This is a genomic window from Metaclostridioides mangenotii (assembly GCF_018917235.1).
Lineage (GTDB): Bacteria > Bacillota > Clostridia > Peptostreptococcales > Peptostreptococcaceae > Metaclostridioides.
Genome location: NZ_JAHLOF010000014.1, coordinates 13,571 through 32,456, shown reverse-complemented (window position 1 = coordinate 32,456; position 18,886 = coordinate 13,571). Strand labels below are relative to the sequence as shown.

The window sequence follows — 18,886 nt, the reverse complement described above, 5'->3', positions numbered from 1 at the left end:
ACGTTGGAGTTACAAATGCTTCATCAGATCCTATAAAAATATCAAATGTTTCATTTACATTCTAATATTAATTTAATTTACATATTTACTATCTAAACATATTTAATTTTTTTATTTATCGGGTTTAGACTTTAATACAAATAATAGTAATCAAAAAATAAAATAGCAAATTGTAATTAATAGACAAATCACTATTTTTCGATAATTTAATCGCTTAATTCATTTAAAAAAGCTACCATATATTACAGTGGTAGCTTTTTTATTGCAACAAATTCACACCAGAACTCTCAATATCTGATGAATTACGCTAACTTATTATCTTATATAACGCTCTTTTTAAAAAAATCCGCAAACTCAGGTATAAATAAAAATAAGGGTAGCAATTAAGCTACCTATGTTTACTCTCTACATTCATTCGGCAATTTATCTTCTCTTATTCCCTTTAATACTGGTTGCCTTAAAGAGCCTTTATCATTTGGCATATACTCTACTGTACATACAAGATGAAAAATTTACCAATAAGGTAATCATCAGTATTTAAAAAGGCTTCTACACCTTGTCCGTCTTCTTTTACTCCTTTTAAGTGTATAACAAGTTAATAGTTCACATTGTATTTGATCACACACTAAAAAATACCGAAATACCGCATTATACTAAATCAGCTATTTTAATTACTAATGCTTCTTTATTAATTTCATTATTTCATCATTTATAATATCAGGCTCGAATTGATGTATAGAATGTCTTGAATTCTTAACTACTAATTGCTTACTATCTGTAGACCACTCCTTCAAGGCTATCTGACTATCTTCCCATTCAGAGATTGCTAAAGTATTACTCTCAGCAGTAAATATTCTAAGCGGAATGTCTCCTAATTTTCCGTTATCTAATACTATTTTTGCACTATCACTTGCCATGTTCCTTTCATCTATAATATTCTTATTAAACATAGTTTTAAGAGTCATCGACTTGTACAACTGTTTTAAATCATCAGGCAATAATTCAAGATTATTTGCTCCTGATATAATTTTTGAAAAATAGCTTGTATGATAAATTGCTAATCTAGCAATTCCTGATGATTTTAGCATCTGATATTTAAATGCTGAACTATTACTTATTCCTAAGTTATTTTCAGAATAATATTCTGGACTACCCCCATCAATTAACACAACCCCTGAAACTTCATCTTTATATTTTTGTGTAAATCTTATTGATGTTAATGATGCTAATGAATGTCCAACTAATATATATGGTGGCTTTTGCCCCGATTCTAAAAGAGCTGTATGCATTTCGTCAACAATCGAATCAATATCCCTTGAAACATCTGTTTTTTCACTCCATCCATGTCCTGGTTTATCATAAACAGCTATTTTAGCATGATTTGATATCACATTATAAAGAGGATATAAATCTGCATAAGCACTTGGCTCATTTAATCCTCCAATAAAAACTACAGTTACATCCCCTTCTCCTTTGGTAAATACATTGATTTTATGATTATTTACATTAACCATTTCCCCTACTGGAGTATACTTTTTAGAATCCTTATATTCTCCAATTTTTTCGTAAGATACTCCAGTTAGTAAAATAAAAGCTATAAAAATTAATATTAGAAATATGCCTCTCTTAAATCCTTTTTTAGATTTTCTTTTGTGCCTTATTCCATTTACACTCATTTATTATCCCCCTAAAAATAATATAATCTATCTTAAGCTGGTATTATTAATACCGCATTATATTATACTATAATTATATATCTACGATAATAAACCTTCATTTTTTGGATTTATAGCATAAGGTATTAAAAAAAACAGTATAAGAATGTAATGGATCTCCTTTAATTTAAAAAGAACCCCTCACTATATAAGGCGGATGGTATAACAAAAAACAAGGTATTAAAAAATGTTTTTCTACTATAAATAATACCGACTTAAAAAAGAAGAATGTAAAAGATCTACTTTAAATAAATTAGAATAAAAAAATCCTCATTGATATAGTTGTCAAATTTACCCCTACACTATATATCTAAGATAATGAAACATTATTTTTAAAAATAAATTAGGAATTTAAAAGAATTTCTTATTTTTAGGAGTTTAGAATAAAAAATGCCTATAACTATAAAGTCATAGGCATTTCAAATTTATGTTATTTTTGAATACAAAAATATATATATTTATAATCATCATTCTCTACATTCGTTCGGTAATTTATCTTCTCTAATACCCTTTAATACTGGTTGCCTTAAACTGCCCTTATCGTTCGGCATATACTCTACTGTACATACTAAAGTTGGCTCTAGCCAAACAGCATCTTCGTTATTAGATCCAGTAGGTACGTACTTAATAGGTGGTTCACTAACTTTTTTATATTTATATTGATTAAGTTTTCTAAGACTAACACCTAATGTTACATGTCCTTTATATATCAATTCGTTTTCTTCATTATATTGTGCAATTACTAAACTAGTCATATTGTTTTCTTTAAGTATATAACCACATACAACAAAGTCTTCGTCCTTCATATATTTAATCTTAATCCAGTCTCTACTCTTTTTACCAAACCAGTATTTACTTTGTTTGTCTTTAGCGACTATACCTTCTAGCTTTTGACTCTCTGCAACTTGATATAAGGCTTTTCCCTTTCCTTCTATATATCTTGATATTGCAAATCTATCCATCTCTTTTACTGTCTTTTCTAATAAAATCTTTCGTTTTAACAAAGGTAAATCTGTTACTAAATCATCTTTATAATAAATAATATCATATGCTATAAAAGATACAGGATATTTCTTAGCTGAAAGTTGCATTTTAAATGGATCACTTAATAAAGTCCTTCTTTGTAATTCGTAAAAGTCTGGGACTCCATTATTCATTGCTATTAATTCACCGTCAAGTATACACTTCTCATTTACATACTTATGTAGATACTCTAGTTCTGGAAATCTTGGTATCAACTTAAAATCCCTCTTATTTCTTAAATCCGTACTATCTTTATCTAAATATGCAATACATCTTATTCCATCTAGTTTTAATTCAAATATATAATCCTCTGAGTCAAAAGCCTCTTGTTGTTCGTGTATAAGCATTGGTTTGATTCCTTTTTCATCGAATATATCCATATAATCACCTCTTAATGTATTATTGTCAATGATAGGTTATTTTAAGCTTCATTTCCTTAAATGTATTTAAAATTTCATTTAACACATATATCTATAGTAAAACTATTTAGGAGGTTTATTATGTATCAAAACATTTTTCCAGATTCGAATCCTTCTCAGAATACAATAGATATGCTAGGGGAGTCTATAATATTTAAAGAAAAGCAATTGCAACTCCTACAGTGGTTGATTGATCAGGCTACAATATCAGAAACATATCAAACACCAGAACTCTCTCCAACCCAGGCAAAAGATGTAATAGCACTTTTACAATTTATTAGAGATCAAAAGCTAATACATTCAAATATACTATATAATATGTATTCTCGACTTACAAATGCTTACCCTCCACCATATGAAGGATACTTTTCTCCCCCTGAAAATATTCTATCTGGATTAGAAATGGCTATTTTAGAAAATTTAGAATCTGCTCAAAGAAATAGACTCATAATGAATGGGTTACAAGAGCAATCCGATAAATTTTTGATTTCAAGTATAATATCTGATGAAATTAATTATGCTAACTTATTATCTTATATAACGCTCTCATTAAAAAACCCGCAAATTCAGGCATAATTAAAAAAAAGGGTAGCAACTAAGCTACCCTTTATTACTACTGTTTTAATCCACTGGTTTCTACAAAACTTTTAATTTCATTATACATTTGTTCCAACTCTTCATCACTCAGTGTTTCTGCTATTTCTTCTATCATCTTTATAATATCCGCTCTTAATTCTTCTACTTCATTTGTTGTGTTCATTTCTTCCCCCTCTATAACGTTTTATTTTTATTATATCATCAGGCTATTAACATTTGTTTAATTCTTTGCTTCGGGTATATCCATAATTTCACTATCCTACGAGTAGTAGGGTCAATGAATGTTACTTTTAAGCTTGCTTCATTTCCATGAATGTACCCAAATACTAAAGCATATATCTATAGTAAAACATTTGGAGGTATATTATGTATCAAAATATTTACCCTAATCCTACTCATTTGCAAAATTCAATATATTTAATAGAGGATACAATAAATTCTATGGAGCAAGATTTACTTTTAATAGATTGGTTAAGAAATAGGTTTCATATTTCAGAATTTCAAACATTACCATTACCTTCACCTACTGCTGAAATGGTAAATGATATTTTAGAAATATTAGAACAGATAGGAAACGATCTTGTTAATAATAGTAATTTGTTAAAAGAAATATATTATCAACTGACAGGTACGTATGCACATATTGATCAAGGTTATTATTTCGTTCCACCGAGAGATTTATTTACAGGAATATACAGTGCTATTGTAAAAGCTACTAAGTATGTTGAGCAATTAAGAGTTATTATGTTTGGATTACCAAATTTTTACTATAGAGATAAACTTTTCAGTATAATATCTGATGAATTAAATCACGGAACTTTACTTAATTATGTGTATTCAAAATTAATACGCATTGAAAATTTTAATAAATTGCTATAATATAATTTAAATTATATGTTGTATAACATATGTATAAAAATTTTAAAAATAGGGTGGCAATTAAGCTACCCTTTTACTATGCCTAGTTGACAAAACAACATAAAGATCCTAAAATAGTTGACTTGAAATCTACATCAATTTCCTATTTTCCAACCAGTCAACAACTAACCTATATGTATCCTTAAAGTCATTACCTACAAATTTAGTTACACTGTCTGGGAACTTCTCTAACCCCTTAGATGCTCCACCGCCTATAGCGTAAGCATTTCTACACATGTAACTCTTGTAATCTGCAATGTCAACAATAGTTGAATTAGGGAGATATTCTTTCATTATAATAGCAACTGCTTTGTCTCTATCTCCACTATAGATTATTGCATAATCAAAATTCTCTTTTTTATCCTCTGCAACATTCTTATTTAATACACCTTCTACAATTGCCTTAGCCATCTTATCAAGTGAATTATTATCGGCTATAGTACAATCATTCTTATTGTCACAGAAAAAGGACTCTACAACAACAGATGGACACTTAGTCTTCTGTAACATGTAAAGCCCTCTATAGTCTTTTACCTTACCCCTATTCTTAAATCCTATAGTATGTAATTTATCACATATTCTATTTGCATACTCACCGCCTGCACCTGAGGTATACCAAACTTCAGCCCCATAACCTTGCCCGTTACTTGCGTTTAGATGTAACTCTAGGCACAGATCGTATTTATCTGAATTAACTACAGATAATTTATATCCTGCTTCCTCAGTACTCTTATTAAACATTCTTTCAGGGCATTGTAATAGCTTTACTGTATGTCCTTCTTTTTTTAGTAGTTCAGCTACTTTAGGAGCTAATGACTTGTTATAATTGTATTCATTTTTTATTCCGTTACTCGATGTGTTGTTACCATTCTTTAAAATAGAATGTCCTATTGATACACATATTTTCATAATATCACCTCATTTTTTTTATAAAAAACAAAAAAAGACACACTATGTGTCTTAAATTTCGTTCTTATAATTATTATTTAAAAAAATATATTTTTTAAAGCATGTATAGTAATTGGAACTTCTAGTCTCTTAGTTTTATAGTAAGCTATAGAAAATATTAAACCCGTTATAATATGCATAGGAACAATAACTAATCCCTTTCCAATATGTGCAAACCCAAATGTAATTGAACTTACAATTATACCTATATACGGCTTATTTTTAAATATCTTACCTATAATCACACCTCTAAATATCAATTCTTCTACAATAGGAGCAAACACAACGCCTCGTATAATCCTATATATAAAAGGCCCAGTGATTAAATACTTTTTATTTATAGACCCAATCAAACCAGAATATTCTAACCAATATATATACACATGGCTAATTAAAGAAGACAATAAAAATAGAAAAATGATAATTTTACAATTTTTAGAGTTTAAATAAGACATTTTAAATTCACATATATTATGCTTCTTGGCAATAACTATAGCCAAAATAATAATTAGAATATCAAAAATTGACAGTAAAATTAATGAGTCTCCCAATACCCCAGCAAAAACACCAAAAACTAAAATCGCAATTGTTAAAACCCCTTCTTTTTCCATATTATCTCCTTCTCACACTTATGTTATGATAATATCATAACATATATTTCCAGTTATTTTAATTGTTTGTACGTTTGATTAACCCCTATTGCTACTCCCCAACACAAGATACCCTGCATTACTGATGTAACATTGAATCCAACCAAGCAAACACTAAGTACAATCCCTATAGCTAACAAAATTATCGGTATGTATCTATCATCTAATTTAGGTATACTCTTACAAGCTACCCCTAACACATATAACGTTACTACTATTATCATTAACTGCTCTGGTATAAAACTCATAATATCCATTTAATCACCCCTTCTATTTAAATAAACCGCTTTGTACTGCATATATAAAGAAACCTAGAAAAGTAGTAAACATAATACCTATAAACCACTTGATAACACTTGTTAGGTCTTTTATATCGCTTGTCAATCTTTTTATATCACTACACAAGTTTTCTATTTGAGTAGCAAAAGTAGCTTGTTGTTGTTCTATTTTATCAAGTCTTTCTGAATGATTATTCAATCTATTCTCATGGGTGTTTAATTGATGTTTAAATAATTCCTCATTCATATATCAATCTCCAATCATTTATTTTGAATTATTACAAAAAAAGCACCACATATAGTGATGCCTTTCGCGAATATAAAATAACATAAATGTAAAGAGGACCTTAATCCTGTGTACATATTATGCACAATTATTTTTATTTTAATACAAAAGAACACCTTGAATTAAAGGTGTTCTTTGAAAAAAGGAATAGGAATTAAATCATAACTAACTAATAGAGTCTGATATTAGCTAGCATTACAATATATTAAATTTCTCTCAATATTATGCACGTAAAAAGCACCTACAATTGTAGATGCCTTTTCAATAAATATAAAGATTTAAATAACATAATACACTTAAGGATGTAATGTATTTTGTACTAATATAATATATTATAAAAATCTTTATTTTATTCCGTTATTTTAATTTAATACAAAAAACACCTCTATTTATAAAGATGTTTTTTAGTGTTGCAGAATAACTTTTTTATTTTTTTAATAAATCTAATGTCATTATAATATATTTAATCAACCTTAATATTATGCAATAAAAAAGGCATCTATAATAGGTGCCTTTTAAAGATGATACGTATCAGTTTATAATAATTCATTATACCTAATATTAGGAGTGAAACAGTTTTAGTGACGAAGGTATTGTTTTGATCAATACAATCATATTATGCTATTATTTTTTATTTTTATACAAAAAAAGACAACTTATAGTCCTCGCTCGTTATTTCCATATATTTGTTTTTTAATTTATTTTGATTTCAACTTTTCTATTTCTTGTTTTAGATTTTCTATTTCTAATATAGCTTGTTTTAAAGCTCCGCCTAGAGCAGTTATGTATCCGTATTCATTAACTGTGTAATGGCCATCTCTTTCATCTATTATTAAGTCGCCGACATTGTTATATTCACTGTCTTGTGCAATAAATCCTATTTTCTTATCATCCACACTTGAATCAATTAAATTATATGTTGCAGGGTTGTATACGTTTTTTACATATTCGTAGCAATCATTTAATGTCAAATCAGAATCTTTGTCTTCTAAATATTTTATATTTTCTTTTTTATTTCTATCAGATGTAACGTTTATACTATTTTTAAAATACCCATTTGTAAAAGGACTACTTGCAGAACCTATTTGACCTTCACCATTAATAGGATTAATAGTAATCAATTTGCTGCTTTTATCGAACTCAAGTGTAGGTTCATCTGCCCAATTACCAAACTGGAAATGTATTGTGTTGGCACACTGAATCCTAAATGGAATCATATTACTTCTTATCTCGCTAAGATTTATAACACCATTAGACCCGCCACTTTCACCTGGTGGTCCTTGGTCACCTTTATCTCCCTTATCACCTTTTTGACCTTGAGGACCAGGATCTCCTTTTAACCCCTTATCGCCTTGATCTCCCTTTGGACCTTGGTCTCCTTTTGGCCCCTTCAACTCGCCATATAATAGCCATCCCTCTTCTTTCCAAATATATAAGTCTCTTTCAACCATATAACATTCACCAATGTTATTGTCGTTCAGATTAGTAGGGAGTTGTTCTAATGTATCAAATACACCTTTTATCTCTAAACCTTCACCATCTTTACCGGGTAATCCCTGAATACCCTGCGATCCTTGATCTCCTTTGTCCCCTTTATCTCCTTTAGGACCTAGCATCCCTTGGATACCTTGATCCCCCTTATCTCCTTTAGGACCCTGTAATCCTTGTTCGCCCCTTGGTCCTTGTATACCTTGGACACCTTGTTCACCTTTAGGACCTTGGATACCTTGAATACCTTGTTCGCCTTTATCGCCCCTATCCCCTTTGTAAGTTCCACCATCTTTAAAGTCTTTTGTATTTTCTGAGAATACATAAATATGGCCATTGATTAAGTAACTATCACCAATCACAGCAGTTCCTTTTAATTCTTCTAATTCTTCAACAGATGTAAGGACGTCTTTTATATTAAATGACTTACCATCTTTACCATCTACGCCATTTTCTCCATCTGCACCATTTTTTCCGTCTACACCATCTTTACCGTTGAATTGTTCAGGGTTTACTATCCAACCTTCAACTACTTTTCTTGCATCTTCAATTTTCTTATAATCTATTACAATATTTGTGCCTGCTGCTGCTCCTGTAAATATACTTTTACCTATATCGATTTTAAATATTGGTGATTGTAAAGTTCCTGTCGAATCAGATATCTTTACTTGCGCTTCATGTTTTCCGTATTCGCTTAATTGGTCCGAGTTTAGAATGACCTCAAATAATCCCTCTTTAGCATTTAAAACTGATCCATTAGCAAATACACCTTTGCTTCCCACCGCCACTACAAGTTGCAAACTTAATCCTGAAGTGTCTCTAATTATTCCGTTAGCATCTAGTATTTGAAACTCATAAACTCGGCTATTAGAGTCATATTGCACTGCAAAACAGTCCTGTATGAAACCTTCTCCCATTCTTATTTGATATCTGTGTCTTCCGAATTCTTTTAACATATTATCAAATCCTTTCTATAAATACATAAAAGTAATTTGTTACACCTAACTTTTATGTAATATTTAATAAATTTTCTATTTTTTCTAATCTCACTTCTAGTTCTTTTATTTTTCTATCTTTTTCTTTACTCTTTGTTATTTCTACTTGTAAAGCTCCTGCAATAATAGATACATAGTTGTTCAAGTCGTAAGCTAGTGAACCTTCATGGTCACCCACTAGGATTCCTCCAACCTTAGTATTGGCTACATCTTGGGCAATAAACCCTATCCTATTTCTGAAGTCGTCGTCCATGTCGTCACAATGTGTGAATTCTTCAGTGTAGTTATACTCGCACAGTCTTAATTCTTCTCCAACAAAAGTGTACAAGTCTTCGCCAGTCAATCCTATGTTGGTATTCTTAGAGTAGTTAGGTTTTATTGTTGTATCCACTGGTGCTGACATTGCAAAAACTGACCTCTTAGTCCTTATAGGTCTTGGCTCTAAGTAGTGAATGTTTTCTTTATGTTGGATGTCTGATACATTCCCTCCATCAGCCCATACTCTCCTTGCAACAAGTTGTTCAAACTTGGAGTCAGAGTAACCTAAGTTTCTATAGTTACCATTTAAATCTGTCATCATTGTTATACTTGAACCTTGGTCACCTAAACTATTACAGTGAACCTCGTCCGTATAAATACCCTCATACTTTATTTGAGTGTAAGAGTCGCCTGCGAAGTAGAAAAAACATGCACTCTGCGTGTAGTTAATGTAAGCCCTAGCATTATACTTAAGTCTTATACCATCAGCATTTGTATCTATTGACATTGCATCGTTATCCCCTGGTGATTTACCAGGTTGCATTATAATTCTTCTGTTTTCCCCGGGGATAAGAATATCAGTTGTAATTGCCCCTGCCTCAATTTCATCAGTTTTGAGTTTTGGAATAGTAACATTTCCAGAGGTATCTACTATAAATTGTCTACCAACTTTGTTACCCATAACAAGTGAACCATCAGGTTTTAAGTTAAAAGTAACATCTCCAAAATTATAACCAACGAGTCCGGATAAACCATTGATTACGTTATCCCCAAAGAATACACCTCTACTTGAGTTTCCAACATACATTTGAGGAGTTAGAATCCATTTACCACTTATAGTTGTCGCTGTCTTATTCCAGTCTTTCCACCATTGCGGAAGTGTGGCATCTGTACCATTTAATCCATTTTGTCCATCCTTTCCATCTGCTCCGTCTTTACCATCTTGACCTGGTGGACCTTGTAAACCATCTTTTCCGTCTTGACCTTTTAATTCTTCCTTCAAATCTGGAGTTAGTGTTTCAGGTGTAATTGAACCAGTTCCAAACTCCATAAGTCCACTGTCTAAATCTAAATTAAAATTTTTACCTTTTAATGCACCCGTAGTAATAACATTTGCATTTAATGCACCGGAGGTTATGTAATCAGCTACTATACTACCGTCATTGGTCATGGCCAAACCGTATGGACCATTAATGCCAGTGCTTGAAAATCCTAATCCATTTTTATTCCATTGCCATACATTCTGTGCTGTCATTTCATCTTCTGTATCCATTATTAGTATTCTGTCTGGGTGTATCCTTACAAACCCACCAAAGCCTGTATTAATTAACTCTGTGGCATGATCTTTCGCAGTGTCTAATACACTTTTACCTGTATCATCTATTTTGTTGTCTAAATCCTTTATTTTACCAACTATATCTGTAAAACTCTTTTGATAATTTCCAATTTCGATTTCATTATATTTTTTAGTTAACGGATCGAATTTATAGCTAATTACTCTAGCTGTTATATTTAGATTCTCTTCTTCATGGATTACTGTTACTGTGTCGCCTAAGTATACTTTTTCAAGAACTTGAATATTCTTATATTTTTCTGTGCTAGATAATTCAACGAAATCGACTTTATAATTAGCATGAGGTATATCTATATGATTTTCGATGAACTCCCTTTTAGCAGCTTCTCTTAGAAGTCTGTAAGCCTCTTCTAACGGCACAGCTCCTTCGTCATTGCTTGGGTTCTCTTCATCTTCTTTTATCGCTTTAATATCTTCATATTCAACGATACGTATTTTTGGATGAGGGTAATAATCTATATTCTCACTGTCGATATATTTCTCGGGTAGTAATAAACCATCGTAGCCTTTCGGCATAATTCTTGTAGCTACTTGAGTAAAATCAACATCAGCCTCGTAACCTATTAGATTTTTCTTGTATCTTATTTGAGTTCCCCTATTTGTGCCTAATCTTTTATGCATTGTAATATTATAGTTATCTCTTTCAATCTCTCCACCCCAACGTGAAATAAATGTGTTATCTTGAGAACTGTCTAAAAGTGCTTGAACTACGTTATAACGAACTATTCTACAGTTATTTACTGTATCTATGTCAGAATACATTTTAAATGGATGTTTATATTGACTACCTTCGCTTATTTTATCTATAGCATTTCTTCCACCATTATCTACAATGAAAATATCTTCAATCAAGTTATCAGATAGATCATAAAATAGGTGATAAGCTGTGACGTTATAATAACCAAGTTCCTTATTAACTTTTGCAATTCTAAAAGGTTGTTCTCCGTTTTTAGGAGTTGGAGAAGTTACTATATTTTCTTTCTCAAGATGCATAGTGCGGAAAATAGGATATTTAAAAGTCAAAGAATATATTCCATTAACTACTTCATAAACTTCAGGATCGATTATAGAATCATCTAATATTTGTAGTCCGTTACTATTAAACTCAGTCTCAAATTTATCAAATATTTTAATCATAGAAATCTCTCCCTTGTTTTATATTCAAGTGTACAGTTGCCTAATGTAATATTATTTTCTCCTGTATTTAAAATAGGAAAATCACCTTGCATCTGAGCTAACATATTTAAACTGCCTCTAGTACAAGTAAAAGTTTCTGAATCAATTTCTACATAGTCACTAACACCCTTTATGTCCACCCTCTTATTATTTAAGATGAAATACATATCCCCTTTTCCTGTTAATTTAAAGTATGGTCTACTCTCATAAGTCCCTAAGTTCAATATTTTGTTTGAATATAGTTCATTTATTAATTCACCATTTCCAGAATAAACGAATGGATCACAATTAAATTTAACTGTAAATTTCCCATAACAATCTATCTCATTTTCTATATCGTCAATTTCAACGTTTTTAACTTTATAAAAGTAACCATAATCATCACTGAAACTAAAATTCTTTGCATTAAGTAACCACGCCTTTATTTGTCTAAGGCGTGGCTTTAATATTTCTTCCATAATGTTTAATTCGACTTCTACTTCTATATCTGAATATCCCTTTTTCATTGTAAGAGATCCATCTCGGCCATCTACTTCTATTTCTTCTACTCTCATTGAAGGAGTAGGGATTTTAGGCCTTTCGTATACTGATAAACTGTATTTAGATGATGATATGCCATCTACTATTATTCTTAACATATTCTACCCCCTACCTACTCCATAACTAATTTCAAAACCTTTATTTCCAAGCCACTTATCTGTTTTCTCAAAGAATTTATTTCCATCAGCATCATTATTTATTGTGTTATACATAACAATGTGAGCATAATTTTGATTATTAGCGTAAGATTCCATTTGTTTTCTCATGTTCATCTGACTGGCTAAGGCTTTTGCAAATGGCTGCATATGTCTTCCCTCTAAAGGTAGCACTGCCTCTTTACCAGCTTCACCTACACCTATTACAGAAGCACCTCCAAATATACCGCCTTTTTTATACCAATTAACATTAAATCCTGTTGGATATTCATATGTTTGGCCAAATATCGATGCTGTTGATTTTCTTAAACTAAAATGTGGTAGTTTTGGCATCTTTGGTGAAGGTATAGACAATTTTAAGTTACTAAAGAAGTTTTTTAGTTTATTTAACTTATCTACTATCCAATCATAAGCACCTTTAATTGGCTTTATCATAGCATTTTTGATATTCTCCCACGCTCTAGCTGTGTTACTCTTAATTTGTTCCCATTTGCCACCAACATTATTAGCTATTGTTGAGGCTGTACCACTTACACTAGTTTTAGCTTGATCAAATTTATTTGTTGATACTGATTTTATATTCTCCCATGCAGTAGATGTTTTGCTCTTTAATGACTCCCATTTCTGATTTATGTTGTCTGCTATACCTTGTGCAATTGGTACAACTACTGCTTTAGCCTGATCCATTTTTTGACCTACTGTAGATTTAACAGTTTCCCATTTTTCTGATGTCCATTTTTTTACTGAATCCCACTTCTGACCAACAACAGTAGCAATCTCTTGTGCTTTTGTAGAGGCTCTGTTCCATGCTTCCTGCATAGCATTTCCTACAGCCTTTGAGACCGCTTGCCATTTCTCTGATGTCCATGATTTAACTTGTTCCCATTTCTCTGAAAGGGCTGTTCCTATCTCTTGTGCTTTATTAACAACTGCATCTTTGGCATTCGTAATTGGTTTTACTATATGCTCTTTTATTTGTTCCCACGCTTTGCCTGCAAGTATCTTTATACCATCCCACGCAACCCCTAGACCCATCTTAACTAGTAAGAATATACCTTCTAGTATAGATTGAACTAAGGACATAGGAACTGATATAACGTTCTTTATATTCTCCCATGCAGTAGATGCACTAGACTTAATTCCATCCCATGCACTAGAACAAACATTTTTCACACCATCCCATATTGGTGCAAGTCTGTCTTTTGTTGTTTGAACTGCTCCTGTCACTGCATCTTTTACACCATTCCAGGATTCAGAAGCCAATGTTTTTGTATTATCCCAAATCTGGCCTGAAACTTCTTTAATTTCGTTCCATTTATTTGATACTGCTGTTTTAGCACCTTCTACAGCACCACTAATTGAATCTGTTATCCCTTGCCATTTCTCACTTGCCCAGTTTTTTAAAGTATCCCAAGTTTCCTTAAAATATGCTTTTATCTCATCCCAATGTTTATATATCTGATATCCTATGTAAATGATTGCCCCAATGGCGGCGACAATAGCTATTGTTTTTAAACTTACTATCCCACTAATTGCCCCCCACGCAGAACTGGCTACGCCTTTTAACTTAGTAAATGCTGTTCCAACTTTTGTAACACTGCCAGGTATTTTACTAACTGCGCTAAATACTTTACTTAGTCCATTTATGGCTGGGGTAACGGCCGTTGCTCCCCTAAATGCAACCGCCCAAGCTCCTGTTAAGGTTCCAAGTACACTAAGAAGTCCTCCTATTACTAATAGTACAGGACCAATTGCAGCCGCAACTAAACCAATCGCAACTATTGTTTTCTGCGTTGCCGGACTTAAATTTGAAAATTTGTCTATTAATTCCGTTAGCTTCTCGACGATACGTTTTATAGTAGGTGCTAATATATCTGATAATTTTATAGCCAATGTTTCTAAGCTTCCGCCTAATTGCTCCCAGCTTGATGATAAATTATCTTGCATTTCCTTTGCTGTTTCTTTAGCTGTACCCGATGCATTTTTCATACTTCCACTTAGCTTATCATATTCTCCTTGAGACATTCCAACTATTGAAAGTAGACCAGACATTCCTTCTTGACCCGCCAAAGTAGCGGCATATTGTGTTTTTTGTTCATCTGTAAGACCTGAAAAACTTGTTCTAATGTCTCTAGTAATTTCGTCTAAGGATTTAAAGGTACCATCTGTGTTTGTAATGTTTATCCCAAGTTCTTCCATAGCTTTTGATACTTCTTTATTTGGCTTTGAAAGTCTTGTAAGCATTGTTCTTAGAGATGTACCAGCCTGAGAACCCTTTATTCCGGCAGTTGACATTGCTGTTAATGCGGTAGTTGTATCTTCAACAGATATCCCCATTGTTTTTGTAACTGGCGCAACATATTTAAACGATTCTCCTAAATCATTAACCCCTATTGTCCCAGCGTTCGCAGAATATGAAAGTAAATCAGCAACTCTTGATGAATCAGCCGCCTTAAGCCCGAAACCTGAAATAGCATCAGCAGTTATCGTTGCAACTGTTCCAAGATCTTCACCTGATGCAGCTGTCGCATCTAGTACTCCACTCATACCATCAAGGATTTGTTGCGATGACCAACCAGCTTTTGCCATCTCGGTCATAGCTCCTGCCACTTCTTTAGAACTAAATGACGTTTTTGCACCAAGATCAAGAGCGCTATCCCTTAGCTTATTAAAATCATCACCAGTTGCTCCTGATATAGCTTTAACTTCAGACATTGCTTTATCAAAATCCATTCCAGTTTTGACCGCCGCAGCCCCTATCCCAACTATCGGCACTGTAACTCCTTTTGTAAGGGTTTTACCTGTTTCAGTTAGTTTGCCACCTGCATCTAACATTTTATCTGAAGCCTGCTTAACTTTATCGGTAGCATCAACATAATCATTTGCAAAATCCTGAGCCGCAATCCTAGCATCTAATAACTCTTGTTCAAGTTTATTTACTTCCTCAGAACTTTCACCATACTCAGACTTCGCAGTTTCCAACTGCTGTTCTAAATTCTCTACTTGCTTTGCTGAATTCTCCATAGCCTTTTGTAGATACTCTTGCCTTGCTTTTAATTTATCTGCTTCGCTTGCATTGTTACCAAGGCTCTTTACTTGTAGTTCATACTCTTTGCTTAATTTTTCTGATGTATTTTTTAATTGTTCTTCTTCTGATTTTAACTCTTTCAACTTGTTTCTTCTCTGCTCTGAAGCCTCATTTGCTCTTTGTTGTTCCGCTGTCAATTGGCTTTGTTTTTGCTTTGCATCTTCCAATTTTGCATTAGTTTCAGTTATAGCATTTTTTAATTGCTCCTCATTCTTTTGCGCAACTAATAACTTATCTCCCCATTTTCTTGCTTCTTCTGAGTTTTCTCCCATTGTTCTTTTAGCATTATCAAACGCCTGGGCAGTAGCTTCAGTTTTTTGTTTCGCTAGTTCGTATTGTTTTTCAAGTTTAGATATTTCTGCCTCTAATTTTTGTGTATCTGTAGATGTGTTTTTCATCTGCTCTCTTTGTAGCGCAAATTGTTTATTTAAGGTTGAAATCGCTTTATTTATATTAGATATCTCAGAATTGAACTGTTTGTTGACTAGAGTATATTGAACTTTAATTTCTGTATTTGCCATTATTTCTCACCTTCTTTCGGTTATTGACATAAAAAAAAGAAGAGGTTTTAATCTCTTCTTTAATCATCTCCACTATTTATCCAACCTTCTATTGCTATTTTATTTATCATTAGCCTATTTAATCTATATATTGGAATATCCCAAATATCATCACCTAATTTAAAAAAATAAGCATATATTGAATAAGCATCTTCGACACAATTTATTTCGAATTCTGGTACTTTTTTTTCGAATTATTTTTATTTTTAGTAGACTTTTGAAAGTTATGCGCTAGTTGTGGCTTAGACTTCACATTCCCAGATAGCATGCCTCCAATTATTTCAACACAAAGTTCTAAATCTACTGGAACATTACTGTCAAATTCTTCTTTGCCCATTCCATTTGGATTAGCATTTAAATACGCCATATATGGGGCATTTAACATATCGGTATCAGTTATTCCTGCAAGGGCATCTGATGGATTACCGCTTTTAGTTACAATTCCCATCATCGCGGATAGTATATTTTTTGAAAAATACCCCTGTTCTTGTGCTTTTAAAAAGGCATTAAGAGTAATGCTTGTATCCAGTTTTACTTCTTTTCCATTATTTAAAGTTATATATTTAATCATATTATTCGCCTACCTCCACTTCTCTTATCTTCTCTTGGTCGAATTTAGTGTGCCATTCATTAACTAAAGCTTCATCTAATTCAGACTTAAACGCTTCGTAATGATAATTTTTATGTTTATCAGGTAATACCTTAAATTCTAATTCTATTTCGGCAACTTCATCTTCACCATTTTTTATTTTAAGTTCAAGTCCGCTTGCTATTGTAACAACTGGATAAGCTATCATTAAAGTATCAGTTTCCCATAAATCATACTCGTCAAACGTTAGGGTACCTTTCTTACCTTTGGAATTTGCACCGTAAGAGTATACACCGGCTTTCAATCCTTCTGTGCTTATTCCAAATACGTCTCTTAACATCTCTCTAGTAATATGACCTACATACTTAAGTGTCATTTCTTCTATCATACTTTTTGTATCCACAATTGTACCTTCAGCAATTTTATTAATCTCCTTAGTTTTTGCTGCCACTTCAAGCTCCCCAGTATCTCCAAACTTCTTAGCTGCCAAATCACCCTCAAATAACATATTTGCATTTGTAACTTTATATATTGAGAATTGCTCGTCTCTTTTAACTGTGTTCATATTTATTCCTCCTACATTTGTATTTTTAATTGTTCTTCTATAATTTTCAAAATATCCTTGAACAAGATATCTTCTTTCGACTTTAAACCCTCTTCAAAGAATCGTTGTGCAACAGGATTGCTTGTTCCTCTTCCTTCATCTGGGAATACGAGATATCCAAAACTACCACTTTTATTTGCAGCTCCGCCTTTTGCGTAAACTTCAAAACCTAAATTTAAAGCCTGTATTTTTAAAGGATTTGAGGTTTTAGCATGTTTTTTATTTCTGTTAGATACAGGCATGAAACCTATTATGGCTTGCATTACTTGTTTGCTACCCTTTACATGTAGATATTCATTTATTTTAGGTTCTAAATTAACAACACTTTTCTTTAATGCTTCTTCTAATTTCTTAGAGTTATCGAAATTTAAATCATACCTAGTTACCATTACTTCACCCTATCGACGTGATGGAATACAAAAGTTATCATTTTAGCCTCAGTATCTAGGTTCGCTATTTTTCCGGTATCTTTTTCAGTTCTATCAAAAAAAAGAGCATGCTGCTTACATAGTTCAGCAATTTTTATTTTATTTATTTCAGAACCATTTCTTGTAAAAAAAGCTAAATAAAAAGCAGTTTTATATTGTGTTATCCCTGTAGTAGCCTTTGTCATTTCTCCATCATCATCATAAATAAAAAAGGATGGGTTTTTCTCAACCTCATCCTTTCGTATATCCATGTTAAAAACTGGATATATATTTTTAAGTTTATCAATTAATCCTTCAAGGTCTTTAATCATCTAGTGACCTCCTTTTCGCTAAATATAAGTACATATACATACGTTCATTGTCATAGTCAATTTTCACTATATCAAAGTAATCATCCGCAATTTGAACTATGTGGGATTCTTCAATATTTTTTACATAGTAAGCTTTTACTTTTATATCTAGCTTGTTTGCAATGCCGTAATATTGATTATAGTCCATCACTCGAATCGACTTATATTTAAATTTCAATCTTCCTTCATCTATAAATTTAGTTTTAGGATTTTTCCCTAAACTGTCTCTTACAGTTTCTTTTGTTCCATAAAGTAATAATCCCGAATTTAGTTCCTCACCATTATTTCTATTGAATCGCATTTTGTATTTGAAGATTAAGAATATCTGACCTGAAATTCTGTTCAAAATATGCAATGGAACCGTTCCAAGCATAGCGACAATATTCTTTTAATAATCGAGATGCTAGGGGGCTTGAATCAAAATCAACATCCCCTACCCTAGCAATTATAAATGCTTTACCTTCTTC

The 18,886-nt window shown here is 32.0% G+C and carries 18 protein-coding genes; 2 read left to right on the top strand and 16 right to left on the bottom strand.

What is annotated here, in order from left to right:
* Positions 1-674 precede the first annotated feature (674 nt).
* Together KQI18_RS13570 and KQI18_RS13565 are read right to left on the bottom strand one after the other, a co-directional pair.
* The gene (locus KQI18_RS13570) at positions 675-1,676 is read right to left on the bottom strand and encodes an alpha/beta fold hydrolase (RefSeq protein ID WP_216468466.1); all 1,002 of its coding nucleotides are present in this window, start codon (positions 1,674-1,676) and stop codon (positions 675-677) included.
* A gap of 506 nt (positions 1,677-2,182) precedes the next feature.
* Complete coding sequence (locus KQI18_RS13565) at positions 2,183-3,118, bottom strand: RNA ligase family protein (RefSeq protein ID WP_216468465.1); 936 nt, start codon at positions 3,116-3,118, stop codon at positions 2,183-2,185.
* A gap of 120 nt (positions 3,119-3,238) precedes the next feature.
* Between KQI18_RS13565 and KQI18_RS13560 the strand changes: the two genes are divergently transcribed.
* On the top strand, positions 3,239-3,733 hold the full coding sequence (locus KQI18_RS13560) for a hypothetical protein (protein ID WP_216468464.1): 495 nt from the start codon (positions 3,239-3,241) through the stop codon (positions 3,731-3,733).
* A 37-nt stretch (positions 3,734-3,770) separates the two neighbouring features.
* On the opposite strand, the gene KQI18_RS13555 is transcribed toward KQI18_RS13560, so the two are convergent.
* The gene (locus KQI18_RS13555) at positions 3,771-3,917 is read right to left on the bottom strand and encodes a hypothetical protein (protein ID WP_216468463.1); all 147 of its coding nucleotides are present in this window, start codon (positions 3,915-3,917) and stop codon (positions 3,771-3,773) included.
* Between the two features lie 203 nt (positions 3,918-4,120).
* Here KQI18_RS13555 and KQI18_RS13550 point away from each other — a divergent pair, with 203 nt between their 5' ends.
* Positions 4,121-4,633, top strand: a complete 513-nt coding sequence (locus tag KQI18_RS13550; protein WP_216468462.1) for a hypothetical protein — start codon at positions 4,121-4,123, stop codon at positions 4,631-4,633.
* Positions 4,634-4,762: 129 nt separating this feature from the next.
* Here KQI18_RS13550 and KQI18_RS13545 read toward each other — a convergent pair whose 3' ends face one another.
* The 13 genes from KQI18_RS13545 to KQI18_RS13485 form a co-directional block, all read right to left on the bottom strand.
* Positions 4,763-5,581 (bottom strand): N-acetylmuramoyl-L-alanine amidase, encoded by an 819-nt coding sequence (locus tag KQI18_RS13545; protein ID WP_216468461.1) that lies wholly within the window; start codon positions 5,579-5,581, stop codon positions 4,763-4,765.
* Positions 5,582-5,658: 77 nt separating this feature from the next.
* Entirely contained in the window at positions 5,659-6,231 is a 573-nt protein-coding gene (locus KQI18_RS13540) for a CPBP family intramembrane glutamic endopeptidase (RefSeq protein ID WP_216468460.1), read from the bottom strand.
* A 53-nt stretch (positions 6,232-6,284) separates the two neighbouring features.
* Entirely contained in the window at positions 6,285-6,527 is a 243-nt protein-coding gene (locus KQI18_RS13535; RefSeq protein WP_216468459.1) for a phage holin family protein, read from the bottom strand.
* A gap of 13 nt (positions 6,528-6,540) precedes the next feature.
* Complete coding sequence (locus tag KQI18_RS13530; protein WP_216468458.1) at positions 6,541-6,795, bottom strand: hemolysin XhlA family protein; 255 nt, start codon at positions 6,793-6,795, stop codon at positions 6,541-6,543.
* A gap of 737 nt (positions 6,796-7,532) precedes the next feature.
* Entirely contained in the window at positions 7,533-9,278 is a 1,746-nt protein-coding gene (locus KQI18_RS13525) for a BppU family phage baseplate upper protein (RefSeq protein ID WP_216468457.1), read from the bottom strand.
* Between the two features lie 52 nt (positions 9,279-9,330).
* Positions 9,331-12,066 carry a phage tail spike protein gene (locus KQI18_RS13520; protein ID WP_216468456.1) on the bottom strand — a complete coding sequence of 912 codons (2,736 nt, stop codon included), beginning with the start codon at positions 12,064-12,066 and terminating at the stop codon, positions 9,331-9,333.
* Positions 12,063-12,743, bottom strand: coding sequence for a phage tail domain-containing protein (locus KQI18_RS13515; RefSeq protein WP_216468455.1), 681 nt, complete (start codon positions 12,741-12,743; stop codon positions 12,063-12,065). Before KQI18_RS13515 ends, KQI18_RS13520 begins: the two co-directional genes overlap by 4 nt.
* A gap of 3 nt (positions 12,744-12,746) precedes the next feature.
* Positions 12,747-16,409, bottom strand: a complete 3,663-nt coding sequence (locus KQI18_RS13510; RefSeq protein ID WP_216468454.1) for a phage tail tape measure protein — start codon at positions 16,407-16,409, stop codon at positions 12,747-12,749.
* 202 nt (positions 16,410-16,611) lie between these two features.
* Positions 16,612-17,019, bottom strand: a complete 408-nt coding sequence (locus KQI18_RS13505) for a hypothetical protein (protein ID WP_216468453.1) — start codon at positions 17,017-17,019, stop codon at positions 16,612-16,614.
* Between the two features lies 1 nt (position 17,020).
* Positions 17,021-17,602, bottom strand: a complete 582-nt coding sequence (locus KQI18_RS13500; RefSeq protein WP_216468452.1) for a hypothetical protein — start codon at positions 17,600-17,602, stop codon at positions 17,021-17,023.
* 11 nt (positions 17,603-17,613) lie between these two features.
* Positions 17,614-18,030 (bottom strand): hypothetical protein, encoded by a 417-nt coding sequence (locus KQI18_RS13495; RefSeq protein ID WP_216468451.1) that lies wholly within the window; start codon positions 18,028-18,030, stop codon positions 17,614-17,616.
* Complete coding sequence (locus KQI18_RS13490) at positions 18,030-18,380, bottom strand: hypothetical protein (protein ID WP_216468450.1); 351 nt, start codon at positions 18,378-18,380, stop codon at positions 18,030-18,032. Before KQI18_RS13490 ends, KQI18_RS13495 begins: the two co-directional genes overlap by 1 nt.
* Positions 18,373-18,792, bottom strand: coding sequence for a hypothetical protein (locus KQI18_RS13485; protein ID WP_216468449.1), 420 nt, complete (start codon positions 18,790-18,792; stop codon positions 18,373-18,375). The genes KQI18_RS13490 and KQI18_RS13485 overlap by 8 nt, the downstream gene beginning before the upstream one ends.
* Positions 18,793-18,886: the final 94 nt, after the last annotated feature.